The 23,602-nt window shown below is 64.2% G+C and carries 26 protein-coding genes; 16 read left to right on the top strand and 10 right to left on the bottom strand.

Annotated features, from left to right (window positions below; translation table 11 throughout):
* Positions 1-17 precede the first annotated feature (17 nt).
* The 3 genes from NLM31_RS26315 to NLM31_RS26305 are packed head-to-tail and all read right to left on the bottom strand — an operon-like array spanning position 18 to position 3,390.
* On the bottom strand, positions 18-1,241 hold the full coding sequence (locus NLM31_RS26315) for an ABC transporter permease (RefSeq protein WP_254132117.1): 1,224 nt from the start codon (positions 1,239-1,241) through the stop codon (positions 18-20).
* On the bottom strand, positions 1,238-1,963 hold the full coding sequence (locus tag NLM31_RS26310; RefSeq protein WP_254194143.1) for an ABC transporter ATP-binding protein: 726 nt from the start codon (positions 1,961-1,963) through the stop codon (positions 1,238-1,240). Before NLM31_RS26310 ends, NLM31_RS26315 begins: the two co-directional genes overlap by 4 nt.
* Positions 1,960-3,390: an efflux RND transporter periplasmic adaptor subunit gene (locus tag NLM31_RS26305; protein ID WP_309143704.1), complete on the bottom strand. Its 1,431-nt coding sequence runs from the start codon at positions 3,388-3,390 to the stop codon at positions 1,960-1,962. The genes NLM31_RS26310 and NLM31_RS26305 overlap by 4 nt, the downstream gene beginning before the upstream one ends.
* Before the next feature lie 610 nt (positions 3,391-4,000).
* On the opposite strand from NLM31_RS26305, the gene NLM31_RS26300 reads away from it, so the two are divergent.
* The 7 genes from NLM31_RS26300 (at position 4,001) to NLM31_RS26270 (ending at position 7,642) form a co-directional block, all read left to right on the top strand.
* Positions 4,001-4,657 (top strand): response regulator transcription factor, encoded by a 657-nt coding sequence (locus tag NLM31_RS26300; RefSeq protein WP_254132114.1) that lies wholly within the window; start codon positions 4,001-4,003, stop codon positions 4,655-4,657.
* A 166-nt stretch (positions 4,658-4,823) separates the two neighbouring features.
* Positions 4,824-5,216, top strand: coding sequence for a curlin subunit CsgB (locus NLM31_RS26295; RefSeq protein WP_254132113.1), 393 nt, complete (start codon positions 4,824-4,826; stop codon positions 5,214-5,216).
* Positions 5,217-5,358: 142 nt separating this feature from the next.
* Positions 5,359-5,751, top strand: coding sequence for a curlin (locus NLM31_RS26290; protein ID WP_254194142.1), 393 nt, complete (start codon positions 5,359-5,361; stop codon positions 5,749-5,751).
* A 44-nt stretch (positions 5,752-5,795) separates the two neighbouring features.
* Positions 5,796-6,206, top strand: a complete 411-nt coding sequence (locus tag NLM31_RS26285) for a curlin (protein WP_254194141.1) — start codon at positions 5,796-5,798, stop codon at positions 6,204-6,206.
* A gap of 149 nt (positions 6,207-6,355) precedes the next feature.
* Positions 6,356-6,694 carry a curlin gene (locus NLM31_RS43255; protein ID WP_254194140.1) on the top strand — a complete coding sequence of 113 codons (339 nt, stop codon included), beginning with the start codon at positions 6,356-6,358 and terminating at the stop codon, positions 6,692-6,694.
* A 20-nt stretch (positions 6,695-6,714) separates the two neighbouring features.
* Complete coding sequence (locus NLM31_RS26275) at positions 6,715-7,005, top strand: hypothetical protein (protein ID WP_254132109.1); 291 nt, start codon at positions 6,715-6,717, stop codon at positions 7,003-7,005.
* Between the two features lie 187 nt (positions 7,006-7,192).
* Positions 7,193-7,642, top strand: coding sequence for a hypothetical protein (locus tag NLM31_RS26270; RefSeq protein ID WP_254132108.1), 450 nt, complete (start codon positions 7,193-7,195; stop codon positions 7,640-7,642).
* A gap of 25 nt (positions 7,643-7,667) precedes the next feature.
* Here NLM31_RS26270 and NLM31_RS26265 read toward each other — a convergent pair whose 3' ends face one another.
* Both NLM31_RS26265 and NLM31_RS26260 read right to left on the bottom strand, forming a co-directional pair.
* A complete protein-coding gene (locus tag NLM31_RS26265) occupies positions 7,668-7,982 on the bottom strand; it encodes a hypothetical protein (protein WP_254194139.1) in 315 nt (104 codons plus the stop codon).
* 151 nt (positions 7,983-8,133) lie between these two features.
* The gene (locus tag NLM31_RS26260; protein ID WP_254194138.1) at positions 8,134-8,976 is read right to left on the bottom strand and encodes a GNAT family N-acetyltransferase; all 843 of its coding nucleotides are present in this window, start codon (positions 8,974-8,976) and stop codon (positions 8,134-8,136) included.
* Between the two features lie 140 nt (positions 8,977-9,116).
* Here NLM31_RS26260 and NLM31_RS26255 point away from each other — a divergent pair, with 140 nt between their 5' ends.
* Together NLM31_RS26255 and NLM31_RS26250 are read left to right on the top strand one after the other, a co-directional pair.
* Positions 9,117-9,821, top strand: coding sequence for an SDR family oxidoreductase (locus NLM31_RS26255; protein ID WP_254194137.1), 705 nt, complete (start codon positions 9,117-9,119; stop codon positions 9,819-9,821).
* Between the two features lie 275 nt (positions 9,822-10,096).
* Positions 10,097-10,930: an outer membrane protein gene (locus NLM31_RS26250; RefSeq protein WP_254194136.1), complete on the top strand. Its 834-nt coding sequence runs from the start codon at positions 10,097-10,099 to the stop codon at positions 10,928-10,930.
* A gap of 64 nt (positions 10,931-10,994) precedes the next feature.
* On the opposite strand, the gene NLM31_RS26245 is transcribed toward NLM31_RS26250, so the two are convergent.
* On the bottom strand, positions 10,995-12,071 hold the full coding sequence (locus tag NLM31_RS26245; RefSeq protein WP_254196264.1) for a serine hydrolase: 1,077 nt from the start codon (positions 12,069-12,071) through the stop codon (positions 10,995-10,997).
* A gap of 278 nt (positions 12,072-12,349) precedes the next feature.
* Between NLM31_RS26245 and NLM31_RS26240 the strand changes: the two genes are divergently transcribed.
* From NLM31_RS26240 to NLM31_RS26230, 3 genes are all read left to right on the top strand, one after another.
* Entirely contained in the window at positions 12,350-12,769 is a 420-nt protein-coding gene (locus NLM31_RS26240; protein ID WP_254194135.1) for a helix-turn-helix transcriptional regulator, read from the top strand.
* Entirely contained in the window at positions 12,769-13,251 is a 483-nt protein-coding gene (locus NLM31_RS26235) for an SRPBCC family protein (RefSeq protein WP_254194134.1), read from the top strand. The genes NLM31_RS26240 and NLM31_RS26235 overlap by 1 nt, the downstream gene beginning before the upstream one ends.
* Positions 13,252-13,449: 198 nt before the next feature.
* Complete coding sequence (locus tag NLM31_RS26230) at positions 13,450-14,292, top strand: hypothetical protein (protein ID WP_254194133.1); 843 nt, start codon at positions 13,450-13,452, stop codon at positions 14,290-14,292.
* A gap of 4 nt (positions 14,293-14,296) precedes the next feature.
* Here NLM31_RS26230 and NLM31_RS26225 read toward each other — a convergent pair whose 3' ends face one another.
* Genes NLM31_RS26225 through NLM31_RS26215 form a run of 3 tightly spaced genes read right to left on the bottom strand, consistent with a single transcriptional unit; the run spans position 14,297 to position 17,922 of the window.
* Positions 14,297-15,508 (bottom strand): ABC transporter substrate-binding protein, encoded by a 1,212-nt coding sequence (locus NLM31_RS26225; protein WP_254194132.1) that lies wholly within the window; start codon positions 15,506-15,508, stop codon positions 14,297-14,299.
* Between the two features lie 41 nt (positions 15,509-15,549).
* Entirely contained in the window at positions 15,550-16,401 is an 852-nt protein-coding gene (locus NLM31_RS26220) for a fumarylacetoacetate hydrolase family protein (protein ID WP_254194131.1), read from the bottom strand.
* Between the two features lie 24 nt (positions 16,402-16,425).
* Positions 16,426-17,922, bottom strand: a complete 1,497-nt coding sequence (locus NLM31_RS26215) for a bifunctional 3-(3-hydroxy-phenyl)propionate/3-hydroxycinnamic acid hydroxylase (RefSeq protein ID WP_254194130.1) — start codon at positions 17,920-17,922, stop codon at positions 16,426-16,428.
* Positions 17,923-18,153: 231 nt separating this feature from the next.
* On the opposite strand from NLM31_RS26215, the gene NLM31_RS26210 reads away from it, so the two are divergent.
* The 3 genes from NLM31_RS26210 (at position 18,154) to NLM31_RS26200 (ending at position 21,676) form a co-directional block, all read left to right on the top strand.
* Positions 18,154-18,753 carry a TetR/AcrR family transcriptional regulator gene (locus NLM31_RS26210; RefSeq protein ID WP_254132097.1) on the top strand — a complete coding sequence of 200 codons (600 nt, stop codon included), beginning with the start codon at positions 18,154-18,156 and terminating at the stop codon, positions 18,751-18,753.
* Positions 18,754-19,326: 573 nt separating this feature from the next.
* Positions 19,327-20,475 carry an ABC transporter substrate-binding protein gene (locus tag NLM31_RS26205; RefSeq protein WP_254194129.1) on the top strand — a complete coding sequence of 383 codons (1,149 nt, stop codon included), beginning with the start codon at positions 19,327-19,329 and terminating at the stop codon, positions 20,473-20,475.
* Positions 20,462-21,676 carry a cytochrome P450 gene (locus tag NLM31_RS26200; protein WP_254194128.1) on the top strand — a complete coding sequence of 405 codons (1,215 nt, stop codon included), beginning with the start codon at positions 20,462-20,464 and terminating at the stop codon, positions 21,674-21,676. The genes NLM31_RS26205 and NLM31_RS26200 overlap by 14 nt, the downstream gene beginning before the upstream one ends.
* Here NLM31_RS26200 and NLM31_RS26195 read toward each other — a convergent pair.
* Positions 21,673-22,464, bottom strand: a complete 792-nt coding sequence (locus NLM31_RS26195; protein ID WP_254132094.1) for a DNA-binding transcriptional regulator — start codon at positions 22,462-22,464, stop codon at positions 21,673-21,675. The two genes, NLM31_RS26200 and NLM31_RS26195, sit on opposite strands and share 4 nt — an antisense overlap.
* 147 nt (positions 22,465-22,611) lie before the next feature.
* On the opposite strand from NLM31_RS26195, the gene NLM31_RS26190 reads away from it, so the two are divergent.
* Complete coding sequence (locus NLM31_RS26190; protein ID WP_254194127.1) at positions 22,612-23,595, top strand: VOC family protein; 984 nt, start codon at positions 22,612-22,614, stop codon at positions 23,593-23,595.
* The last annotated feature ends 7 nt before the right edge of the window (positions 23,596-23,602 follow it).

Below are 23,602 nucleotides of genomic sequence, written 5' to 3'. Positions count from 1 at the left end.
GCAAACCCAGCGTGTTCTCATTCCGTCTTGAGCGCCTCGATTGGACTGAGCTTGGACGCCTTGTGTGCAGGATAGAAACCAAAGATGAGGCCGGTCGCGATTGAGAAGGCGAGGGCCAGGGCAATCGCATCGCCGTCGATTGACGTGATCCAGCCGGCCATGCGCGCGACCGTCATCGACAGCGTTACGCCGCTGAGGACGCCGATGGCGCCGCCGAGCAGGCAGAGCACGAGCGCTTCGCAGAGGAACTGGAGACGGATGTCCCGCATCCGCCCGCCGAGCGCGCGGCGGATGCCGATTTCGCGGGTGCGCTCGGTCACCGACACGATCATGACATTCATGATGCTGATGCCGCCGACCAGCAGCGAGACCGAGGCGATGGCGACGAGCAGCAGCGCGACGGTGCGGATCGCTCCCTGCTGCGCTTCCATGGCGGCGGCTGGGTCCTGGACCTTGAAGTCGTCCTCCTGACCGGCCGGGACGCGATGCCGCTGCCGCAGCAGGCTTTCGATTTCGGATCGCGCGCCGGCCATCTGACCGTCGGCGGCCACCTTGGCAATGATGTAGGCGACCGAATCCCGGTTGATGTTGCTGGCACTGCCGAGGAAGCGGAGCTTGGCCGTGGTGAGGGGGACGAAGGCGACGTCATCCTGCGTAGGTCCCTTGGCGTCGAGAACGCCGACCACTTCGAGCGGGACCTTCATGATCCTGATCTGCGCGCCGATGGGATCATCGCCCGGCGCGAACAGCTCGCGCGCAACGGTGCTGCCGAGGATCACGACCTTGCCGGCGGCGGCTTCCTCGGCGCTGGAAAAGTAGCGCCCGGAGGAAAGTTGCCAGTCGCGCACCATGAAGTGCCCGGTCGTCGTGCCGTTGATCGTCGTGTTCCAGTTCTTGCTCTCGTGGATGACTTGCGCCGTTCCGGCGATCGAGCCGGCTGCGGCCTGGATTTCCGGAATTTGCTCGAGGATGGCCTGCACGTCGCTCTCGGTCATCGTCAGCTTGGTGCCGTCCTTGAGGCGCACGCCGCCCTGATAGACCGCGCCGGGTATGATCATCAGCACGTTGGCGCCGATCGAGCGGATCTGCTCCTGGAGGCGCAACTGCGCGCCCGCGCCAATCGCGAAGACCGTCACGATCGAAGCGACGCCGATCACGATGCCGAGCATCGTGAGGAAGCTGCGCAACGGGTTCAGCCGCAAGGCGTGCAGAGCGATCTGAAAGCCCTGAAACATCGTCATGACCCGACGCTCCGTTTGGGCAGCAACGGCACTATCGTCTCGTCGCTGACGAGTTCGCCGTCGTGCAGGCGGATGGTGCGGCGACACTTGGTCGCAATGCCGGGATCGTGCGTGATCATCACGATGGTCTGACCGAGCTGGTTGAGCGCGGCAAACAGCGCAAGGATCTCGGCGCCGGTGCGGCTATCGAGCGCACCGGTCGGTTCATCTGCGAGGATGATCAGCGGAGAGGCGATCAGCGCGCGCGCGATGGCGACGCGCTGCTGCTCGCCGCCCGACAATTGCCGCGGGAAGTGATGCGCCCGGTGCAGCATGCCGACAGCCGCCAGGCTCTGCTCGGCGCGGCCGAGGCGTTCCTTGTGGCCCACGCCGCAATAGACCAGTGGCAGGGCGACGTTCTCGATCGCGTTGTGGCGCGCGAGCAGATTGTAGGACTGGAACACGAAACCGATACTGCGGGCGCGCAAGGTCGATCGGCGGTCTTCCGAAAGATCGGCAACGTTGGTGCCCTCGAGATAGATCGATCCCTCGCTCGGGAGGTCGAGCAATCCGATCATGTTCATCAAGGTGGACTTGCCGGAGCCGGACGGCCCCATCACCGCGAGGATCTCGCCCCGATCGACGTCGAAACTGACGTTGCGTACCGCCGCGACCGCGACTCCGTCCGTGCGATACGTCCTGCCGACGGATCGGAGGCTGATAAGGGGCAGGGTGGTTGTCATGATCCGAACCTGATGCCGAGAAATTCCATGCCGGCAGGCCGGATCGCCTGTCCGACCGCAACCTGGCTGCCCTCGACGAGCTCTCCGCTCTTGAGCGCAACCTGTTCCGTACCCGCCGCGCCGACGGTCACGGGGACCCGCTGGAGTGCGCCGCTGGCGGTGCGGACCCAGACTCCGCTGCGTCCGGGGGCTGTGTCTGTCCGCGCGCCCGAAGGCTGGAACCGTAGCGCCGCGAGAGGAACTTTCAGCACGTTGTCCTGCTGCTCGATCACGATCTTGACCAGGGCCGTCATGCCCGGAAGCAACGCGCCGTCGAGATTGGAGGTCGACAGGACGACCGTGTAGGTGACGACGTGCTGCTGGTTCTGCGGCGCCTTGCGGACCTGCCGCACCGCGGCTTCGAAGCGGCGGTCGGGATAGGAATCGACCGTGAAGTGAGCGCGCTGGCCGGGCGCGATGCGCCCGATGTCGGCTTCGTCGACCTGCGCGTGGATCTCCATGTCCTCGAGGCGGTGGGCGACCACGAAGGTCGTGCGGGATTCGAGGCCTACTGCGAGTGTCTGGCCTTCATTGACGAACCGCCCGACCACGACGCCGTCGATCGGCGAGCGGATCACGGTGCGGTCCAGATCGGCCTGCGCCGCCGCAAGGACGGCGGCTTTCTCCGGCACAGCCATCCTGGCCTGGTCGAGCTCGGCCTCGATCCGGCGAACGTCGGCCTGTGCGCCTTCCACCGAATAGGCATTGAGAGACATCATCACCTCGGCCTCGCGCTCCTGGGCCACGCGCGCGGCGAAGTCCGTCTGCGCATCGTCGACGGTGGACGTGGCCACGACGTTCTGCGACTGAAGCGCCAGCTTGCGTTGCAGGGTCTTCTGCGCCGACGCCTTGACGGCCTGGGCGCTGTCGAGCTTGGCGACCAGCACGTCCCGGCTGCCCTTGGCGTTTTGCAGATCGATTCTGGCGCGATCGAGCTTGGCTCGCTCGATGTCAACGAGGGAATCAGCGACGGCCAGCGCCGCCTTGGCCTCGTCGACCTTGGCCGCGAAGCTGCGGGGATCGATCAGCGCAAGCGGCTGGTCCTTGCTGACGGTATCGTTGAAATCGACATAGACGCGGGCGAGTTGCCCGGACAATTGTGAGCCGACCTCGATCGTCTTGACGGGTTGCAAGGCGCCCGTGACGGTGACGGTCTGCTCGATGCTGCCGCGCTGGATCGCGGCATAGCGGAACAATGGGGCGTCCGATCCGAAGGTCGGAGTTTCGCTTGTCGCTGGCACAAGCAGCCGCTTCGTCGAGGCATAGGCACGCGCGGCCTTGTCGGCCGCGCTGCCGGCGGCGCCGGCAATAGCGGCCGGTCCCGTGGCGTAGATCGCGGCGAGGCCGCATGCAGTTCCCAGCAAGGCAATAACTGGCACAAATCGCATATCAAAACCCGCCCTCTTGAAAATGATTGCGTTGGCGGCAGAAGTTCAAAATCGTGCAGTGGTTGTATTCTCGTAATGGTTGTATTTCATCGAATTCGATATCTGTGGCTTGGCAGTATGTCGCTGTTCTTAGGGCGACGGACGGGTGCGCTCCATGATCCAGAAGTAAAGTCCGCGGGCTGCGACCTTTCGTGATTTGCGCGGAACGCATACCGGGCGTATTCAAAAAGATGCGCGCGGTATCGAAACTCGACAGCTGACTGAACGTCCCGTCTGTTTGCGGACTGTTGGCGTTCACGTCGGCGCATGGATGGCGACGCCATGACGCAGTGGGCGATATCAGGGCTGCAGCGCCGGACTGTCACATCCCTGACATGGTATCTCGGCGTGATGCCGCTTTTGGCGGTACCCGGTCCTTTCAATCACGAAACCAGATATGTGAACGCCTTCACTCGTCTCGAGGGGCTGTTGGCCCTAAGACGTGAGAGCTGCGGACCGAGGAGATTCGCTAGGTCATCGCGCATGCATTCAAGCACCTTGTTATCGCTTGCAAGAACAATGGATGGCTCGTTGCTGGATCATCGAGCGTTGAGTCCGGGAGTCTGTTGCAATGATTTCAAATCAAGCCACAGTTTATGTCGTTGACGACGAAATTGAGGTACGAAACGCGATTGGCAATCTCTGCGAGGAGACCGGACATCAGGTGAGGCTGTTTGCCTCGACAGACGAGTTCCTCGAGGAGGAGTTGTCCGTCGGACCATCCTGTCTCGTGCTCGACGTGCGCTTTCCCGGCACGTCGCCCACCGGCCTCGAGCTTCAGCGCCGGCTGGCCGAGACCGGCGTATCCATTCCGATCGTCTTCATCAGCGGCCATTCCGACGTCCGCGTCTCGGTCGAGGCCATGAAGCGCGGTGCAGTCGAGTTTCTACCGAAACCCTTTCGCGAGCAGGAAATCCTCGACGCGATCAGGCACGGCATCGAGCGCGACCGCAAGCGAATGCATCGCGAAGACGCCGTGCGCGATGCGCGGCAGCGCGTCGAGGCGCTGACGGCGCGGGAGCGCGAGATCTTGCTGTTGATGGCCGAGGGGCTCGTCGCCAAGCAGATCGCGGCAAGGCTTGGCGTGAGCGAAGTGACGGCGAAAGTTCATCGCGCCAGGATGATGCGCAAGTTGGAATTGCGCTCTCCGATCGAAGTGGTGCGGCTCGTCGACAACATGGAGCGCGATGCGGCGGCGCGCGCGGCCGCCGGACAACCGCACAGCTAGGCTTTCGCGCGGCGACTTGCGGCACAAAGTCTAGTCCTTACCGATTAGCATGAACTGCAGTCTGTCGCACGGAGCACGATCGGTTCAGAGTCATCCCACGATGTCGACCTCCTCCAAGACGGCATCCGTAAACTGGTTAGACAACTTGAACCGAAAGGGATACTCCATGCGCAAATTGCTCCTCGCTTCCGTCGCCGTGTTCGCCCTGTCGTCTGCCGCTCAGGCTGCCAACACCGCGACCACTGTGCAGATTGGTCTCGCAAACGGCTCCACCGTGAACCAGCAGGGCCACGTGAATGACACCTCGACCACGTCCCAACTCGGCCTCGTGAACAGCGCGAGCACGATGCAGGGCACGACCTCTCCGTCGCTCAACAACGTCAGCTCGGTGACCCAGATTGGCGTCTTTGGCAACTCGGCCACCACCGGGCAGGTTGCCACCGGCAACAACACGAGCGGGATCAGCCAGTCCACGCTGTTCGGCCTCCCGCCGAACAACTCCGCTGGCGTTGGGCAGTTGGGTGGCGGCATCAACCTCAGCACCATCACGCAGCACTAAGCCAGCCCCGGTGTCGGCCCGGGCGCGTCCATCGAGCGGCGCGTCCGGGCGATACTCGACACGGCATGCTCGAAATGACCGCGATCAGATTGCCTGAGCGGGGGCCGCGGGTCGAAGGCTGATATTTTACGGAGGATATGACATGCGCACGAAATTTCTCATCACGGCCGTCGTCACGCTGAGCGCGCTGACCGCTGTCGATGCCAAAGCCGCCAACACGATCAGCGTGTTGCAGTTCGGTACCACAAATCTCTCGTCCACAACGCAGACCGGCCCGGTGAACAATACCGCGACGACGCTGCAATTCGGGGCCTTCAACCAGGCATCGAGCATGCAACTCGGTTCATTGTCTTCGGTCAATTCGGTGACGATTGGACAAGGCGGCACGACGGCCACCGCGACCAATATCGCTACGGCTGGCCAAGTCGGAGGCGCCAACACGAGCTTGATTGGCCAAATCGGTTTGAACAATGCCGCCGGGGTATCCCAGCTTGGCATTCTGAACGGCTCCACGATTCTGCAGCAGGCTCCTTGACCTGGGATCGTGTGGTGACTCGGCAGATATAGTGGAGGCATATGATGAACAAGCATCTTCTGGTCGTCGCAACGGCGGTTCTCGTCTCCTGTTTCACCGCGAACGGACCCGCGCGAGCGCAGGGCGCCGACATCAAGACGATCGTTTCGATCAACGGGCCGCCCGTGGTCGTGAACCAGAGCAGCTCGCTCAACATGGTCGGCGTATTCCAGATTGGCGGCGCGCCCAGCGCGACCGTCACCCAGAACGGCAGCAACAACGCCACCGGCATCCTGCAATTCGGCGGAACGACATCGGCGTCGGTTGGCCAGACAGGCATGAACAATTTTGCCTTCGTCGGCCAGACGGGCCAATCGGCGACGAGCATCGTGTCGCAGCTCGGTGCTATGAATACAGGAGCCATCGCGCAATTCGGCGCGGTCAACTCGTCGACGGTGATCCAGACCGGTCCGTGAGCTGATGGGGCAGGGCGATGAGATATGGTCGAGGGTTCCTGGCCTTGGCGGCGTTGCTCGCCGCCATCAGCGTTGCGTCCGAGGCATCCGCAGGATCCAGGCAATCGCTAAACATTGCCGGCCCCGCGCTCTCCTGGATCAACAGGAATGTGAGCATCGAGACGGTCGTGCAATCCGGCAACAACCCGCAGCCGGTCACGATCGTCGAGAACAGCCTCATCAACATCGCGCGAGTGGTCGAAATCGGGACCGGCACGGTCGATGCGACGATTGTCCAGAACGGGATGCACAACTATGTCGATCTGATTCAGGTCGGCAACACCACCAATGCGCTGATCGGCCAATCGGGCGTCAGCAACATCGCCGACATCACCCAGGTCGGCAATTCGACCAATGCGCTGCTGCTCCAGGTCGGCGACATGAACACGGGAACGGTCAGGCAGTTCGGACGCTTCAACTGGGCGGCGATATTTCAGTTCGGGCGATGATCGAGATGAAGAGGTGTGACATGAAGTTCCTCCTGCTCGCATCCGGAATGACCCTCATGAGCGCAATTGCGATGTCGCCAGCCGGCGCCGGGGAGACCGGTGACGGCCATACCACCGTGGTCCAGGACGAAAACGGAACCGCAATCATCACGCAAAGCGGCGATCCGGCGCAGGCCGAGGTCAAGGTCGACAAGGAGCCGGGCCGCACCACCGTCTACCGCCGCAGCGGCGGCAATACCGCCATCGTGTCGCAGGGCAGCGGAAATGCGCAGGACATGCTGGACTGGCTGCGCAAGCAGCAGGGCCGCTGACGCGCCGCATTCGCGGGAACGAAGGCCTGACGCCGGATGAAGATTCCGGGCGTTCTGCCGCAGCCGGTTCCCCGTTAATCCCGTGCCTTAACCAATAATTAATTATACGTTTGCGGGTGGGCGACAGCCCGGCCTAGCGTGCGGTGGGGAGCCGCTATTCGCGAAGCCAAACGAGTTGGTGCGTATCATGATGTCCAGATCAAATGGGGCGTTGCTCGCCTCGCTCAGCGCAGCCGCGCTGCTCCTTAGCCCCGGCGACAGTTTTGCACGACCGGGCGGTGCCGCCCCGCATGCCATGGTGACCGCAGCTCCACCGCCGGCCGCCGTACGTCCGCCGATCGCGCCGGGCGCGCGGTTCCGCGGCCGCAACACGCCCTGGGTCTATTGGCCGGGCGGCGGTGCGTTCGCCTACGACAATGCGGGCTACAGCCCGCCTTTCGTCGATGCCGGGCAGCCGGCCTCCACCGACGTGCGCTACACCTACACCTATGACGTTCCCTGGGACTGGTCGCATCGCTTCCCGCCGAACGTCGTGCCGTCCGACCGCCCCTATGTGCCGAGCTGCCCGACGGAATCCGTGACGGTGCCCGGCCGCGGCGGCGGCGAGCACACCGTCAACATCATGCGCTGCTACTGAGCAGCGTAGCGCGCGAGAGACTGCGTTACAGAATTCCTGCCGCGGCCGCCTGGTCGCGGTCGGACTGCTTCCGCCTGACATTCGCGAGCTCGCGGCTGCAAGCCACAAACGACGACGTGCCAGGGCGCAGCCCGAACTGGCCGCAGACATCCCGATCCTCATCCGCAATGACGCGCGCGAGCTCCGCCTCGGCGGCCTGGCGCAGCGCGGGCGCCGCGACGAGCGCATGAAGGGCGAAGGCCGTCACGACGGCAAGCACCAGCGCAACCGCAACTGTGGGGCGCTGCATCTCGTCGGCCGTGTGATGAGAAGCGCGTGCCTTGCTTCTGGCTTCGGTCATGAAATCCTCTCTCGCATGAAATATCGATGGTCAGAAAAATGATCGTCGAGCGGCCCGACAAAATCGCCGGATACAACACCAATACCCGCTGCGTCGCAGCGGGAGCGTGAAACAGATTACAAATTTCAAGCCGGCGGATTAAGAGTCGGTACTAGCCCAGTTCAAAACTGGTTACGCCGAACACGCGGTCGAGCCGCAGTGACGGGACTGCTCCAGTGTACATTCGTGCCGTTTCGAATGTCGGCTTTAGGCCAAGGGATTCCGCAAGCGCCACAGCATCGCGGTTCACCGCGGGGATGTCGAGCACAATCTCGCTGCTTCCGCCGCTCGCCAGCAAAGCCTGGAGAATGGTATCCGCCGCAGCGCGGTTATCTGCTACCAGCGGGCCGATCTTGCAGCCGCTCCGGCAGGGCCGGATCACGCCCCATGCGGCGACCCTGCCGTCGCGCAGCAGCGCGCGGCCGACGTGGCCGGGCGTGTTGATCCAGGCGCGCAGGAAGGCGCTGCGCCGAGCCGGGAAGACCGTGGCGTCATCGGCTTCAACATCCGCAAACGGGATCGAGTCGAGCGCGACGACGTCGCCCGGCGGCTTCGGTGGTGCGGAAACGATGCCGCCATAGCGGATATTGGCGTAAGCAAGCTGGAAGCCGGATTTTCGGTAATTGTCCTGCTGCGCCACCACACCGTCGAGCCCGATCACGCGCGAGCCCGCATGCGCGATCGCGGCGTTCCAGATGCGCAGGCCGTGACCTCTGCCGCGAAAACCTGCGCGCACGATGTAGAAGCCGAGGAAGGCGAAGCGGTCGTCGTAATTGACGCAGGAGACGGTCGCGACGGGCTCGCCGTCGATTTCGCCGACGAAGAACCCGTTCGCGTCCGGAATGGCGAAGCAGGCGGCGTCGCGCAGGCCGGGATTCCAGCCCTCTGCCGCGGCCCAGTCGATCGCGATGGAGATCTCGTCGGGCTGCAAATTGCGGATCTGCAAATCGCTCATCTCGCGTGGCCTCGTGGCGGCGGGCTTGTCGGCAAGTCTGGTTTGCGGGCAAGTCTGGTTGTAGAAGGCCTGACGACAGGCTGAGCCTTGGCAGACTGAATCTTGGGCTCGCCACAACGCTATCACAGGGATGATCGGTCATGGCAGCAGAGAAGGTCGCACTCGTCACCGCAGGCGGCAGCGGCATGGGGGCAGGGGCCGCGCGCCGGCTCGCAGCCGATGGCTTCCGCGTGGGTATCCTGTCGTCCTCCGGCAAGGGCGAGGCGCTCGCGGCCGAGCTCGGCGGCTTCGGCGTGACCGGCTCGAACAAGTCCAATGACGACCTGCAGCGCTTCGTCGATGGTGCGCTGGCGAAGTGGGGACGCATCGACGTGCTCGTCAACAGTGCCGGCCACGGCCCGCGCGCGGCGATCACGGAGATCACCGACGAGCAATGGCACCTCGGTCTCGACACGTATCTGCTGAACGTGATCCGTCCGACCCGGCTGGTGATGCCGGTGATGCAGGCGCAGAAGGGCGGCGCCATCATCAACATCTCGACCGCCTGGGCGTTCGAGCCGAGCGCAATGTTTCCGACCTCGGCCGTGTTCCGCGCAGGCCTCGCCGCCTTCACGAAAATCTTCACCGATACCCATGCGGCCGACAACATCCGCATGAACAACGTGCTGCCCGGCTGGATCGACAGCCTGCCGCAAACCGATGCGCGCCGCGACAGCGTGCCGCTCAAGCGCTACGGCAAGGTCGAGGAGATCGCCGCGACGGTCTCGTTCCTCGCGTCCGACGGCGCCGCCTATATTACCGGCCAGAACATCCGCGTCGACGGCGGGCTGACGCGCTCGGTCTGAGGCGCGTTCATCCGAGTCGCGTTCTCGTTGTCTTGTTCTGATGCGACACGGCGCTGCATCGCGCGTCACAGATGAAGAAAGGTGTGTGGCCTCCAGGTCACACTTCTCATGCGTTCGCACGACGTCGCGCGCATACTACGTCGCAGTCCCAGCGAACTTCGCGGCAGCCCAAGACGCTGCGCGGTGTACCGCCTATGCCTGACCCGTGCCGGAAACACCTCGCCGGTGCATTCGAAAAACGCGGGCTTCGATCGCGTGGGGCAAAGGAGACTGCAATGAAGAAGCTTTTGCTGGCGGCAGCGATGGTTGTTTTGGGCGCCGCGTCCGCGCAGGCCGCCGACCTCGCGGCACAATACACCAAGGCGCCGATGATGGCGCCGGCCTACAACTGGACCGGCTTCTATGTCGGCGCCAATCTCGGCGGGCAGTGGGGCAGTGCCGATCCGACGACATCGACCGTATTTTCGCCGACCGGCTATTTCGCGACCAGCAGCGTTCCCGCGATCGGCGCGGTCGGCGCCCAGAATGTCAACAGCTCCAGCGTGACCGGGGGCTTCACGGCCGGCTACAATTGGCAGGTCAATCAGGCGGTGTTCGGCCTTGAAGGCGACATCAACTATTTCGGCTTCAAGGGCAGTGCGTCGGGCTCGGCGGTCTATCCCTGCTGCGCCCCGACCGCCTTTACCGTGTCGTCGCAGGTCTCGGCCGATTGGCTCGCCACGATCCGCGGCCGCATCGGCTTCCTCGCCACGCCGAGCTGGCTGCTCTACGCCACGGGCGGTGCGGCGATCGCCGACGTGAAGGGCAACTTCAACTTCACCGACACATTCGCAACGGCAACCGAGTCGGCCGCGATCCGCGATACCCGCGTCGGCTGGACTGCTGGTGCCGGCACCGAATATGCCTTCGGCGGCGGCTGGTCGTTCAAGGCCGAATACCTCTATGTCGATCTCGGCCGCGCCAGCACGACAAGCACCAATTTGGCCGCCTTCACGCCGGCCATTGCCTTCCCCAGCAACGTCTACTCGCACTCGGTTGACATCAAGTCGAACATCGTGCGCGTCGGCGTGAACTACAAGTTCGGCGGACCGGTCGTCGCCCGATACTGAGCTGAATCTTGTTCCGATTTGGTGAGGAAAGCCCCGGCCTGGCCGGGGCTTTCTGTTTCGACGCTCAGGCGCCGTGCAAGGCGAGCAGACGCGCCAGCGCAGGCAGGATCTTGTAGCGGGCGATCTCGTGCGGATATTCGCCGCGATTGGCGAGCAGCACGATGCCGATCCGGTGCGCAGGCACCAGGCCGATATAGCCGGAGGCGTTGTTGAGGCCACCGGGCTTGTCGACGACGGTGACGCCGGGAAGGTGCACGGTCTCCCACGACATGGCTTGGCCGAACGTGGCCTGCTCGAACTTTTGGTCGACGTGGAAACTCTCGTGCTGTGTCATGCGCAGCGCCTCGCGCAGGTGCGGATCGATTGAGCGGCCATCGGCGTTCGCTGCAACGAAGGTCGCAAGCTCCCGCGCGGATGAGAACATCTGGCCGGTACCGGGGAAGTCGAAATAGCTCTGCTGGTTGCCGACCGGGCCGATGGCCGTGCCCTGGTCGGAATAGCCCTGCACAACGCGTCGCATGGCAGCGTCATCCATGATCGCGCGGTTGTCTGGTCCGCATTCGGGAATGGATGTGGTGTGCATGCCGAGCGGCGTGAGGATGCGGCTCTCGATCAATCTTGCGACCGGTGCGCGATAGCAGCCCTCGAGCACGAGCTGAAGCAGCACGTAGCCGGCGTGACTGTAGATGCGCTGCTTGCCGGGCGCGACGCCCGCGGGCGGCGCGAAGGCATTGAGCATCGCGATGAATTGCGCCTGCGAGTAGGATTCGTTCGGCCAGGGCGGGTGATCGGTCGGTAGCAATAGCCCCGAGGTGTGCGTCGCGAGCTCGCCCACGGTGACCCGGCGGATATAGTCGCCGTCGAGCTCCGGCAGATATTTCGGCAGGGGATCGTCGGGCCGCAGCTCGCCGCGGAGCGTGCCGAGCGCCACCAACGTCGCCTCGAACGGCTTTCTCAGGGATGCGAGGTTGAACAGCGTGTCCGGCGTCACCGGCCGCCTGGTGGCGTCGTCTGCGAAGCCGTAGGTGAAGAATTCGACATGCCGGCCGGCGTAGAGCGCGGCGACAAGACCGCCGGGATGCTCTGGCGTTGCGGTCGGCGCAAGCTCTGCGGCGACGATGTCGCGCATCTGCGCGATCATGTCGGAGTCCGCCAATGCGCCGCGTGGCCGGACGAGCGCGGCCGCAAAGGAGCCCAGCGCGGCGCCGGCGAGGGCCCGCCGGGTGATTTGTGGTGAGATGACAATAGGCTGCACGTGCTCTGACGATGGTGATGTGCGCCCCCGCTGACTATTTTAGTGAGGCGAGGGCGGTCTCCCAATTCACGATTGCGCGTGATGGGTTCCATATCGGAAGAATTACTTAGCTTATGGGCTAACAATCATTGACGCCGGACCGGCGTGCCTCTATAGTTAGCTGTATGGCTAACCAATTATCCCAGCTCGACCAGGTCTTCGCAGCGCTCGCCGACCCTACGCGGCGGGCCATCGTGATGCGGCTATGCGCCGGCGAGGCCTCGGTCGGCGAGCTCGCGGAGCCGTTCGAGATGGCGCTGCCGAGCTTCATGAAACACATCCACGTTCTGGAGCTGAGCGGGCTCGTGCAGTCGGAGAAGTCCGGCCGCGTGCGCACCTGCCGCCTCAGTCCGGATGCGCTTGTCGGTGCGGAAGACTGGTTCCAGCACCAGCGCGCGATCTGGGAGGCGCGGCTCGACCGGTTCGAGGCTTACGTGATGAGGCTCAAGCAGGAGAGGGCGGCCGCCAAGCGGCCGTCCAGGAGATCTGACGAGACGACCGAGAAGACCACCAACAAACCAAGCAAACGGAAAGGTACTGAGTGATGTTGAACGCTGCCCTGTCGCAATGGTCGATGGACCGCGAGATCGTGATGTCGCGCGTGATCGATGCGCCGCGCGATCTCGTCTTCGAGGCGTGGTCCGATCCCAGGCATTTGCCGCAATGGTTCGGGCCGAAAGGGTTCAAGATCGAGACCTTCGAGATCGACGTGCGTGTCGGCGGCGTCTGGCGCTTCAACATGATCGGACCCGACGGCACGGTCTATCCGAACCGCATGCGCTTCCTCCGCATCGATCGGCCGTCGTTCATGGAGATGTACCACGGCGACGACCAGGACGATGACCCCGGCATGTTCCGCTTCACCATCACCTTTGCGGAGCAGGCCAACGGCAAGACCGTGCTGATGATGCGGCAGCTGGCGGCGAGCACCGAGCAGCGCGATGGCATGATCGGCTTTGGCGCCGTCGAATTCGGCTACCAGACGCTGGACAAGCTCGCGGCCTATGTCGGCGGGCTGAAGAAATAAGGGCCTTGCGTGATTCGGGGGCGCCCTCGACATGGCGTCCCCGAAATCAGCCCGAAAAACGCTGGCGCTTCTGCGGATTATGACAGTGCGCAGGCGAATTATGACAGTGCCGTCACGCAGATTTTTGTCGCGCCGTGCTGCTGATTTATGACAGAATTGCTACCGTTGGATGTCATGTTGACTACAGCGGAGCGATTCATGTTGCAGTGGCAGGCAAGGTCAAATCCCCTTGCGTGGTGGTGGGGGTCCCTGACGCTTGTCAGTGCGGCGAACATTCTCGTCTGGTTCATGCTGTACCGCGAGTTCTATCCGACCGTCGCGGGCAGCGTCGGCGGCGGCTCGGATATCGGGCTCATGTTCCTGCTTTGCGCGGGCTATGTGTTCGGCTGCGCCTTCCGCTCGGTGCTGCCGCGCGCCGACGTGCAGCGCATCTGCCTGTTCGACACCTGGCTGTCGAGTGTCTTCATCGGCCGCACGGTGGCGACCGTGGCCGAGGTCTGCTTCGCCGCGCAATGGGCGATCATCCTGCATCAGCTCGGTCGCATGACTGGCGCGGAGACCGCGGTGAACATCGCGCTGGTGATCGTGCCGATCATCATCATCGCGGAGTGCTTCTCCTGGTACGCGGTGGTCACCACCAACTTCCTGTTCAACGCGATCGAGAATTCGCTGTGGGCGGTGACGTTCTTCCTCGCCGGCATCGCACTGTGCCGCCTGATGCCGGAATTCCAGGGCCCGGTGCGTTGGGCGCTGATCGCCGGCATCGTCGGCATCGCCTGCTTCCTCGCCTTCCTCGTGACCGTTGACGTGCCGATGTATCTCAGCCGCTGGCGGGCCGGACATGAAGAGGGTGGCAGGTTCCTCGGCTTCCTCGAAGGCCTGCATGACGTCTCGACGCGCTGGGTGGTGACCCATGACATCGCGCACTGGAAGGGCGAGCTGACCTGGATGTTCCTGTATTTCAGCGCCGCCGTCTGGTCGAGCCTCGCGCTCTGCGCGCTCTACGCCATGGAAGGCTATCTCACGCGCTATCTCGCCTGATTGCTTACTTCCCAACCAGGCTGCACTTGCTGCGGTCGAGCGGGCGGAAGGCCTGATCGGGCGGGATGGTCGCGACCAGCTTGACGAAATCCCACGGACCCTTGGATTCCTCCGGTGTCTTGACCTGCACCAGATAGAGATCGTGCACCATGCGCTGGTCCTCGCGGATGCGGCCATTGGTGGTGTAGGCGTCCGCGACCTGCGTCGCCTTCATCTTCGCCATCACCGTTGCGCTGTCATCGGAGCCGGTGTCCTTCACGGCTTGCAGATAGTGGCGCACGGCAGAATAGACGCCGGCCTGGATCTGTGACGGCATCGCCTTGCGGCGCGCGTAGAACGCGTCTGAAAACTTTCGCGCCGCCGGCGAGACGTCCTCGAAGAACGAGGTGACGATGAGATCGCCGCGCGTCGCCTTCAGGCCGACGGCCTCGATATCGACGTTCTGGAACGACATCGGCACGATCTTGATGCCCTGGTCGGCGAGGCCGAATTCCTCGGCCTGCTTGATCGCGGTGGCGTTATCGCCGGCGACGTTGATCGCGAGGATCTTTGCGCCCGAGGACTGCGCCTGGAGCAGGAACGACGAGTAGTCTGGCGTGCCGAGCTGGGCCTTGACGCTGCCGGCGACCTTGCCGCCGAGCGCCGCGATGCGATCGCGGGCGGTCGCCTCGATCGAATGGCCGAAGGCGTAATCGCCGGTGATGAAGAACCACGGCTCCTTGCTGGTTTGCATGACGCCGGAGACAACCGCAGTCGCGGTGGAATAGGCGTCCTGGGTCCACTGCACGCTGCTGGGCGCGCACGCGTCGTCGGTGAGCTGGTTGGCCCCGGCGCCGGAGACCAGGAAGATCTTGCCGTTGCCGCGCACCAGCTCCTGCACGGCGAGTGCCGCACCGGAGCTGCCGCCATCCGCGATCGCCTGCACGCCGTCGCTGAACCATTTTCGTGCGAGCGAGGCCGCGAGGTCCGGCTTGTTCTGGTGGTCAGCCTGCAAGATCTCGATCGGCTTGCCGTTGATCTTGCCGCCGAACTCCTCCGCCGCCATCCGCGCCGCCTCGACCGAACCCGGGCCCATCGCGGTGGCGAAAATGCCGTTCATGTCGGTGAGGACACCGACGCGAATGGCGTCACCCTTGATCTCGGCGCGCGCAGGGGAGCCCGCGAGCGCCAGCGTGGTCAGCAGGATGGCTGTGGATGTCGTGCGGATGATGGCCATGGCGTTTCCTGATTTTATCGTTGGTGGATCGGGTGCGGTGGTCAGGCCGCCTCGGCAATGACCCTGTTGCGCAAGATGCCGATGCCGGAGATTTCGACCTCGACGGTGTCGCCGGGTCGCATCCACAGTGGTGGCGTGCGCTTGAGGCCGACGCCGCCCGGTGTGCCCGTGACGATGACGTCGCCGGGGACGAGCGGGCAGATCGTCGAGATGTAGGCGATGAGCTCGGGGATGGCGGTGATCAAGAGATCCGTCGTCGTGTTCTGCACGACGGTGCCGTTCAAGCGGGTCTGAAGGGTGAGCTTCGACGGATCGGGGATCTCGTCCGTCGTCACCAGCCACGGGCCGAAGCTTCCACTCTCCGCAAAGGTCTTGCCGGAGAGGAACTGGCTGGTGTGACGCTGCCAGTCGCGGACGCTGCCCTCGTTGTAGCAGGCATAGCCGGCGATATGGTCGAGCGCACGGCTCGCTGGAATGTGGCGGCCCTGCTTGCCGATGACGAGCGCGAGCTCGCCCTCGTAATCGAAATCGTCGCTCACCGCAGGCTTCACGATGGGCTGAAGATGGCCGACCTGGCTGCAGGGGAAGCGGACGAACAATGCCGGCTTCTCGGTCACGGTGCGGCCGGTTTCGGCGACATGATCTCGATAGTTCAGGCCGACACAGATGATCTTGCCGGGATCGGGAATGACGGGGGCGAAGCTGATGGCGTCGAGAGGATGATCGGGCGACGAGGATGCGACCAGCTTTGCCGCTTCGACCTCGCGACCGGCTTCGAGCAACTGACGCAGCGTGGTGCAAGGCGCCATGCGCGTGCCGAGATCGACGACGCCATTGTCCTTGACGGCTCCGAAGGAGGCGCGCCCGTTGGCGATGAAAGAGAGCAGCTTCATGAGATATCCCTGAGGTTTGTTCGGTCAGGCCGCGGACGGCACGTGGGTTGGAGGCATGATGGTGGCGACGAGCCGGTCGAGCTCGGCATCATCGCGGGCGGTGCCGCGGATGTAGCGGTCGGGGCGAACCAGCGCGGCGGTGATGCCGTGCTGGCGCAGCCAGGGTCCGATGCCTTCGGCATCGTCGCTGGTCAGGATTTTGATTCCCGCTTGCGAAAGCGCGGGACGCGCCGCGCTCTCGACGAGGAGCACGTGGCTGTAGCCGATGAGATCGTCGCCGCGGCCGCCGTTCTTGAGCTTGAACTGCGGCGCGAGATGTCCGGCGAGCGGAAGATCGCCGAGTGCGAGCCCGGGGCCGAGCAGGGGCTTTTTCGACTCAAGCTTGACCGGCGCATTCTCGCGCGCCTCACCGGCGGCAAGGCCGGCTTCGATCGCCTTGGTGTTGATGACGCCGCCCAGGCGAATGGCGAGCTCGATGAACTCGCGCACATGCGGCCCGCGCTCGCTCTGATACGTGTCGAGCAGATCGGGCGATGCGCCGCCGCGAATGATGCTCGCGAGTTTCCAGGCGAGATTGGCGGCATCGCGGATGCCGGCGCACATGCCCTGGCCGAGGAAGGGCGGGGTCTGGTGCGCGGAATCGCCGGCAAGCAGCAGCCGGCCGTTGCGCCATTGCTGCGCGATGACGGAATGAAAGGTGTAGACCGCGGCGCGCTCGAGCTCCGCATCGTCGGGCGTGATCCAGCGCGACAACAACTCCCAGACTTTTGCCGGCTGCGCGACGTCGTTCGAATCCTCGTCCGGACGAACCGTGATCTCCCAGCGCCGCCGTGTGCCGGTGCCACGGACATAGGTCGCCGGCCGGTGCGGATCACAATGCTGGATGCTGTAGTCGCCGAGGTCGTCGCGGGCGAGCTTGAGCAGCACGTCGACCACCAGCCAGCGCTCATGGAATCCGAGATCGTCCATCCCGGACCCGATGAAGCGGCGGACGAGAGAGCGTGCGCCATCACAGCCGATCACATAGCCGGCGCGGACCTCGCTGAGTTTGCCGCTGGAAAGATCCTCGTAGCGGACGCGCACCCCACGCTCGTCCTGATCGAGCGCGAAGACATCGCAGCGGCTGCGCAAGCTGACATGCGGCCAGCGCGCAAGGCCGCCGATCAGTTGATCCTCCAGGGTAGGCTGATGGAAACGATAGCTGAGATTCCAGCCCATCGGCGTCAGCGTCTGCGGCCGCGACCAGTCCAGCAGCATCTTGCCGTCGGCGTCGAGAAACAGCATGCCGGGGCTCAGGGTGACGTGCGGCAGGATCGCGTCCGCAAGACCGATGGTCTGGAATATGCGCATGCATTCGTCGTCGAAATGCACCGCGCGCGGCAGATGATAGGTCCGCGCCTCGCGTTCCAGCACCAGCGTCCGCAGGCCGCAGAGGCCGAGCAGATTGGCAAGCGTCGCGCCGACCGGGCCACGGCCCACGATCACGACGTCGAATTCCTCGGGGGCGGATTTATCTTGCATGGGGCTATCTCTTCCCCAAGCGGTGCCGCCTCTTCAACGGCGCTGCGCCGAGTGTCCGTCCAGCGGACACACGGCTCCCTGACGCCTCGGCGGGACAAGCGTGCGCGGGATCGGGGCTTGCAATGAGCCAGCGACGAATATATGTACATATGAACATATACGCAGGTGATGATGGCGAAGGCCAGGAAGAGTGCTGTGCCGGCGCGCCCGAGAGGGCGGCGGAGCAAGGATATGCCGGATGGTCGCCAGGCGCTCCTGGCGGCGGCCACCCACGCGTTTGCCTGCCATGGTTTCGATGGCGCAGATCTGCGCAGCGTAGCCGCTGCCGCCAAGGTCAGCGCCAATCTGGTTCGCGTTCACTTCGGCAACAAGGCGGCGCTCTGGGAGGCTTGCCTGGATCGGGTGGTGTCGATCGGGCTTCCCGCCATGGCCGGCGTGCAGAAGATCGCCTGCGATTCTGCCCGCCCGCTGGGAGAACGGCTTCGCGGCGTGATCACAGAGATCGCTGCTTTCTATGCTGCGCATCCGGATGTCAGGGATTTCGTCCTTCGGCATGCCACGGACGCGCCGGAGAGGGCCGTACTGGTGCTGGATCGGCTTCTGCATCCCGCCTACGCGACGGTTCGCGAGCTGTTTTCCGCAGGCATTGAAGCAGGCATCATCCGCAGCCGCCACCCGGCGTTGTTTTTCGCTCTGCTCAATGCTGCGCTGAACCAGCCGCCAGCGTTTCCGATGCTGCTCAATCGCATCGCGCCGGAGATCGATCCGGAAACCTCTCGCGATCTGCTGATCGAGACGACCATCGCGACGTTTCTTCACCTTCCACGATGATGCTGGATGGCATCGCCAGCCTCGCTGAAATCCCAACCTGAGAGTGAGTCCTATGCAATTTCGTCTTGTTCTTGCTTTGCTGACGGCAACGATCACGCCGGCCCTTGCTCAGTCCGGGCCGAGCGAGGCTGACCAGCGGCAGGCCTGCATGGGAGATGCTCTTCGGCTTTGCGCCGCTTACGTTCCCGACCGCGCCCAGATCAGGAGTTGCATGGCGGCTCAGCGCGATCAGCTCAGCCCGCAATGCCGCGTTGTCTTTGACGCGTCCTCCCAGGCCTTGAATTCGCAGCGACGTGCCGGATCCAAGGTCCCGTAGAAGGCGCGCGGGGACTCGATCGAGATGGCGGCCATCGTTTCGCGCAACGATGCCACCGCTTCAACGGCGCCGGCCGAAGCCTCCGCCCAGCGGATGGGGGATCATCGGGACACGAGATCTCACTGTCGGCCTCTGCTGTCCGCCAGCCGGACAACTCGGCGATAGCGCTACGCGCCGCGGGCTCATTTTGGCTAGGGAAGGGTCAAAGGCAATAAAATGCAGGCTGCCCACCAGGCGGCCGGCGGGAGGAGAGAGCCATGCCGCGATCTGTGCTGGGCGTGTGCCTTGCGATGCAATTGTTTGTGGCACCAGGCCTTGCCGCCGATATCAATGTCGGGATCATCCTGTCGGCGACGGGACCTGCCGCCGCAATTGGCAACGCCGAGCGGAACGGCACGATTTTCGGCCCGACAGAGATTGCCGGCAAGAAGGTCAACTATCTCTTCCTCGACGAGGCTTCCGACAGCACGGCGGCGGTTGCTGCGCTGCGTAAGCTATATCAGGAGAGCAAGATCGACATCCTGGTCGGGCCGACCTCGACTCCAGGCTCATTTGCCGCGATCGATCCGGCGGTCGAGTACAAACTGCCGGTGATCACGCTCGCGCCTGTCAACGCGCTGGTCGCCCCGGTCGATGCCAGGCGGCGCTGGATCTTCAAGACCACGACCAATGACGATCACGAGGCGACGCCGCTGTTTGCGAATATGAAGAAGACCGGCGTGAAGAAGCTCGCGCTGATCGGCTTTGGCGACTCTTATGGCGACGCCTGGAGCAAGGTCAGCGCCGATATGTGCAAGGCCGCCGGGATCGAGCTCGTCGGCGATGAGAAATATGCACGGACGGACACCACGGTGGTTGGGCAGATCCTGAAGATCATGGCGGCTGGGCCGGATGCGGTTCTGATTGCTGCCTCGGGCGCACCGGCGGCCCTTCCGTTGTTGCAATTGCGGGAGAAGGGCTATGAGGGCCAGATCTACGGCACGCTCGGCGCCACATTCGGCGATTTCCGCAAGCTGACCGGCGCGCAGGGCGAGGGCATTTTCGTGCCGCTGAGCCCGGCGGTCGGCGCCGCGTCCTTCCCGGACGACTATCCCGCGAAGAAGGCAGCGCTTGAGTTCATCCAGCGCTACGAGGCCAAGTTCGGACCCGGGAGCCGCAACATCTTTGCAGGCTCGGCCTACGACGCAGTGATCTTGATCGAGCGTGCGGTACCTGCGGCATTGAAGGCGGGAGAGCCCGGAACCGCGGAATTTCGCGAGGGTCTGCGCAGCGCGATCGAGGGGCTCAAGGGTATCGCCGGGTCGCGCGGTGTCTACAATTACGGGCCGAACGACCACACAGGGCTGGACCAGAGCGCGCTGACGCTCGGCAAGCTTGACAAGGGTGAATGGGTTGCCGTGCGCTGAGCAGCAGAACGGAGCAGGGATTATGCCGGCGATAGCGGAGTGCCCGGTCTACGACGTCGATCTCTACGGCGACGATGTCCTGCGCGATCCCTATCCGCACTACCGGGCGCTTCGCGATCTGGGCGCCGCGGTGTGGCTGCCGCACAACGGGCTCTATGTGTTGGGACGCTTCGAGGACGTCCGCGCCGCTTTGCGCAACCCCGGTGTGTTTTCATCGGCGCAAGGGGTTGCAGCGAACGATCACGTCAACGAGATGTCGCGTGGCACAACACTCGCGAGCGACGAACCTTTGCATGACCGGTTGCGTGCGATCATTGCCGCGCCACTGCTGCCGCGCGCTCTCGAAGAGATCGGTCCGCAGATTCGCGCTGAGGCGCGGCGGCTGGTTGACGACCTCGTGATGCGCGGACAATTCGATGCAGTGACGGATCTTGCGCAGCACCTGCCGCTCACAATCGTGTCCAAGCTGGTGGGGCTGGAAGACTACGGCCGCGGCAGCATGTTGCGTTGGGCGTCGGCCACGTTCAACGTGCTCGGGACGATGAACGCACGTGGATGTGCCGCCATGACCGACGTCCAGGAAATGCGCGGCTATCTCGGCGGCACGAGCATTCGCGCGCATTTGCGGCCGGGCAGTTGGGGAGATCGTATTTTCCAGGCCGGAGAACGCGGTGAGGTCGAGCCGGATCGTTGTCCGGTATTGATGCGCGATTATCTCGGTCCAAGCCTCGACACCACGATCTTTGCGACCGCGAACCTGATCATGCTGTTCGGCAAATATCCCGCGCAATGGGATCTGGTTCGAGGCGAGCCCACGCTGATCCCCAACGCCATCAACGAGTCGCTTCGGCTGGAATCGCCCATTCGCGGCTTCACCCGCCATCTTGCCACGGACGCGACGATCGGCGACGTGCGAATTCCGGGCGGAAGCCGGGTGCTGCTGCTCTATGCCTCGGCCAATCGCGACGAGCGGAAATGGCAAGACGCTGAACGTTTCGACGTGCGCCGGCGCGCCAGCGACCACCTCGGCTTCGGCAACGGGACGCATATGTGCGCCGGCCTGCATTTGGCCCGGCTGGAGATGACCGCACTGTTGGAAGTGTTGGTCGAGAAGGTGGTTCGCTTCGAGATCGGCGAGCCCGTGCTGGCGCTCAACAACGTTCTGCGAGGCCTTGCATCGTTGCCCGTCAGAGTGAGCTAGGGGCTGACCGGGATCGCTTCGGCCGTATCGCGCAATGGGCCGACGAACTGAGCCATGGCGTCTTCGATCGCCAGCGCTGAGCGGATCCAGATGATGGAGATGCAGCCGTAGACGGCACCGTCGCGGACGATCGGCACGGCGATCGAGGCCGTCTTCGGATTGTACTCGCCTTCGCTGCGGATGGCGTAACCCCGCGTGGCCGTCTCGGCGATCATCTGGTCCAGTCGACCCTGGTCGAGGAAGGGGCGATCGTCGGCCTCGTCGATCCGGCGGAGATGGCCGACGATGAGGTCGCGCTCGCGTGCGGGGCAGGCGGCGAGATAGGCGCGGCCCGCCGACGTGCGCAGCATCGGCAGGCGCTTGCCGATCATGCCGCGGTCGATCGAGAGCGGGCTGCGGGAATGGGTGGTTTCCTGCACCACCATCGCGGCATTCTCGTAGGTGGAGAGATCGACCGGCCAGACCAGGGTCTTGCTGAGTTCGGCGAGATAAGGCGCGGCCGCCTGGCAGATCACCACGCCGGGGTCGTAGCCATCGCCGAGGCTCAGGGCGAGGCGGGTGACGCGAAAGCGGTCGTCGCTGGCGCTGCGGGCGACATAACCGAGTTCCTCCAGCGTCTCGAGCAGGCGGTAGACGGTCGGGCGGGGCAGGTCGAGCGCGCGGGCGACATCGCCGGCGCGGATGCCGCCGGAGCGGTTGACCTCCTGCAGCACGTCCAGCCCACGCTTGAAGGCGCGGACGCCCTCCGACTGCCGCGGCTGGCCGTTCCGCGTCCGCTCCTTGGACACTTCGTATTTCCTCCCTTGTGGCGTGTGGCCCGTCGACTATCGTCTCTGCGAACGCGAAGCGATTGCGGGACGACACCGTAGGATCGAGCGCGGCCGGTATCAAGTTCGCCGCAGTGCAGCGGATGCGAGGCCCTTGGGAGAACGTCGATGGAAATCACCGCGCTCGGCTATATCGGGATCAATTCATCACAGCTCGACCAGTGGGGCCAGATGGCGACCGGACTGCTCGGCATGCAGCAGGTCGATCGCGGCGGCAAGATGCGCGCCTTTCGCATGGACGATCGCAAGCAGCGCCTGATCGTCGATGGCAGCAGCGATGCCGGCCTTGCGGTGATGGGATGGGAAGTTCTCTCCACTGCTGAACTGGACCAGCTGGCCGGACGACTGGAAAGCCACGGCGTCAAGGTGACGCGCGGATCGCGCGCGCTCGCCGATGAACGGCACGTGGCCGAACTTATCACGTTTGCCGATCCTGCCGGCAATCGGCTGGAGGCGTTCTGCAACCCCGAGCTTGCCAGCGAGCCTTTCAAACCGGGCCGCCCGATCTCGGGCTTTCGCACCGGCGCGCTCGGCATGGGGCACGTCGTGCTGTATGTCGAGGATGTCGAGCCGCTGGTGCCGTTCTATCGCGATGTGCTCGGCTTTCACGTCTCCGATTTCGGGCTGAAGCCCTACGGACTCTATTTCTTCCACGTCAACGGCCGGCATCATTCCTTTGCGATGGTCGGCTCGGGACGCAAGGCGCTGCATCATTTCATGGTGGAGCTCGGCAGTCTCGACGATGTCGGGCAGGGTTACGATCTCGCGCAGCTCGAAGACGGCCGCGTCGTCTATACGCTGGGCCGGCACACCAACGACCACATGACGTCGTTCTATGTGAACACGCCGTCCGGCTTCTTCATCGAATATGGCTGGGGCGGGCGCATCATCGATCCCCAGACCTGGCAGCCGCACGAGACCTTTGACGGTCCGTCGCTGTGGGGGCACGAACGGCTCAACATGCCCGAAGAGCAGCGCAAGCGCCTGCGCGACATGCGGATGGATGCGGCCGCGCGCGGCGTGCGGGTCGCCGATCCGCGCGTGCCGCCGCTGAATTGCGCGTGGCTGGACCAGGTGGTCGCGCGCGAATGATCGGCGT

Source organism: Bradyrhizobium sp. CCGUVB4N, from assembly GCF_024199945.1.
Taxonomy (GTDB): domain Bacteria; phylum Pseudomonadota; class Alphaproteobacteria; order Rhizobiales; family Xanthobacteraceae; genus Bradyrhizobium.
The sequence above is the reverse complement of the archived record's forward strand: the minus strand, read 5'-3'. Positions and strand labels throughout refer to the sequence as shown.

Bases quoted from the DNA above. Each gene is read 5' to 3' on its own strand.
- NLM31_RS26255 (WP_254194137.1), top strand. From the start codon at position 9,117: ATGGCAGCAGAGAAGGTCGCACTCGTCACCGCAGGCGGCAGCGGCATG.
- NLM31_RS26270 (WP_254132108.1), top strand. From the start codon at position 7,193: ATGATGTCCAGATCAAATGGGGCGTTGCTCGCCTCGCTCAGCGCAGCC.
- NLM31_RS26225 (WP_254194132.1), bottom strand. From the start codon at position 15,508: ATGGCCATCATCCGCACGACATCCACAGCCATCCTGCTGACCACGCTG.
- NLM31_RS26275 (WP_254132109.1), top strand. From the start codon at position 6,715: ATGAAGTTCCTCCTGCTCGCATCCGGAATGACCCTCATGAGCGCAATT.
- NLM31_RS26210 (WP_254132097.1), top strand. From the start codon at position 18,154: ATGCCGGATGGTCGCCAGGCGCTCCTGGCGGCGGCCACCCACGCGTTT.
- NLM31_RS26215 (WP_254194130.1), bottom strand. From the start codon at position 17,922: ATGCAAGATAAATCCGCCCCCGAGGAATTCGACGTCGTGATCGTGGGC.
- NLM31_RS26260 (WP_254194138.1), bottom strand. From the start codon at position 8,976: ATGAGCGATTTGCAGATCCGCAATTTGCAGCCCGACGAGATCTCCATC.
- NLM31_RS26315 (WP_254132117.1), bottom strand. From the start codon at position 1,241: ATGACGATGTTTCAGGGCTTTCAGATCGCTCTGCACGCCTTGCGGCTG.
- NLM31_RS26205 (WP_254194129.1), top strand. From the start codon at position 19,327: ATGCCGCGATCTGTGCTGGGCGTGTGCCTTGCGATGCAATTGTTTGTG.
- NLM31_RS26285 (WP_254194141.1), top strand. From the start codon at position 5,796: ATGAACAAGCATCTTCTGGTCGTCGCAACGGCGGTTCTCGTCTCCTGT.
- NLM31_RS26220 (WP_254194131.1), bottom strand. From the start codon at position 16,401: ATGAAGCTGCTCTCTTTCATCGCCAACGGGCGCGCCTCCTTCGGAGCC.
- NLM31_RS26235 (WP_254194134.1), top strand. From the start codon at position 12,769: ATGTTGAACGCTGCCCTGTCGCAATGGTCGATGGACCGCGAGATCGTG.
- NLM31_RS26305 (WP_309143704.1), bottom strand. From the start codon at position 3,390: ATGCGATTTGTGCCAGTTATTGCCTTGCTGGGAACTGCATGCGGCCTC.
- NLM31_RS26240 (WP_254194135.1), top strand. From the start codon at position 12,350: ATGGCTAACCAATTATCCCAGCTCGACCAGGTCTTCGCAGCGCTCGCC.
- NLM31_RS26250 (WP_254194136.1), top strand. From the start codon at position 10,097: ATGAAGAAGCTTTTGCTGGCGGCAGCGATGGTTGTTTTGGGCGCCGCG.
- NLM31_RS26265 (WP_254194139.1), bottom strand. From the start codon at position 7,982: ATGACCGAAGCCAGAAGCAAGGCACGCGCTTCTCATCACACGGCCGAC.
- NLM31_RS26310 (WP_254194143.1), bottom strand. From the start codon at position 1,963: ATGACAACCACCCTGCCCCTTATCAGCCTCCGATCCGTCGGCAGGACG.
- NLM31_RS26245 (WP_254196264.1), bottom strand. From the start codon at position 12,071: ATGATCGCGCAGATGCGCGACATCGTCGCCGCAGAGCTTGCGCCGACC.
- NLM31_RS26230 (WP_254194133.1), top strand. From the start codon at position 13,450: ATGTTGCAGTGGCAGGCAAGGTCAAATCCCCTTGCGTGGTGGTGGGGG.
- NLM31_RS26295 (WP_254132113.1), top strand. From the start codon at position 4,824: ATGCGCAAATTGCTCCTCGCTTCCGTCGCCGTGTTCGCCCTGTCGTCT.
- NLM31_RS26190 (WP_254194127.1), top strand. From the start codon at position 22,612: ATGGAAATCACCGCGCTCGGCTATATCGGGATCAATTCATCACAGCTC.
- NLM31_RS26300 (WP_254132114.1), top strand. From the start codon at position 4,001: ATGATTTCAAATCAAGCCACAGTTTATGTCGTTGACGACGAAATTGAG.
- NLM31_RS26290 (WP_254194142.1), top strand. From the start codon at position 5,359: ATGCGCACGAAATTTCTCATCACGGCCGTCGTCACGCTGAGCGCGCTG.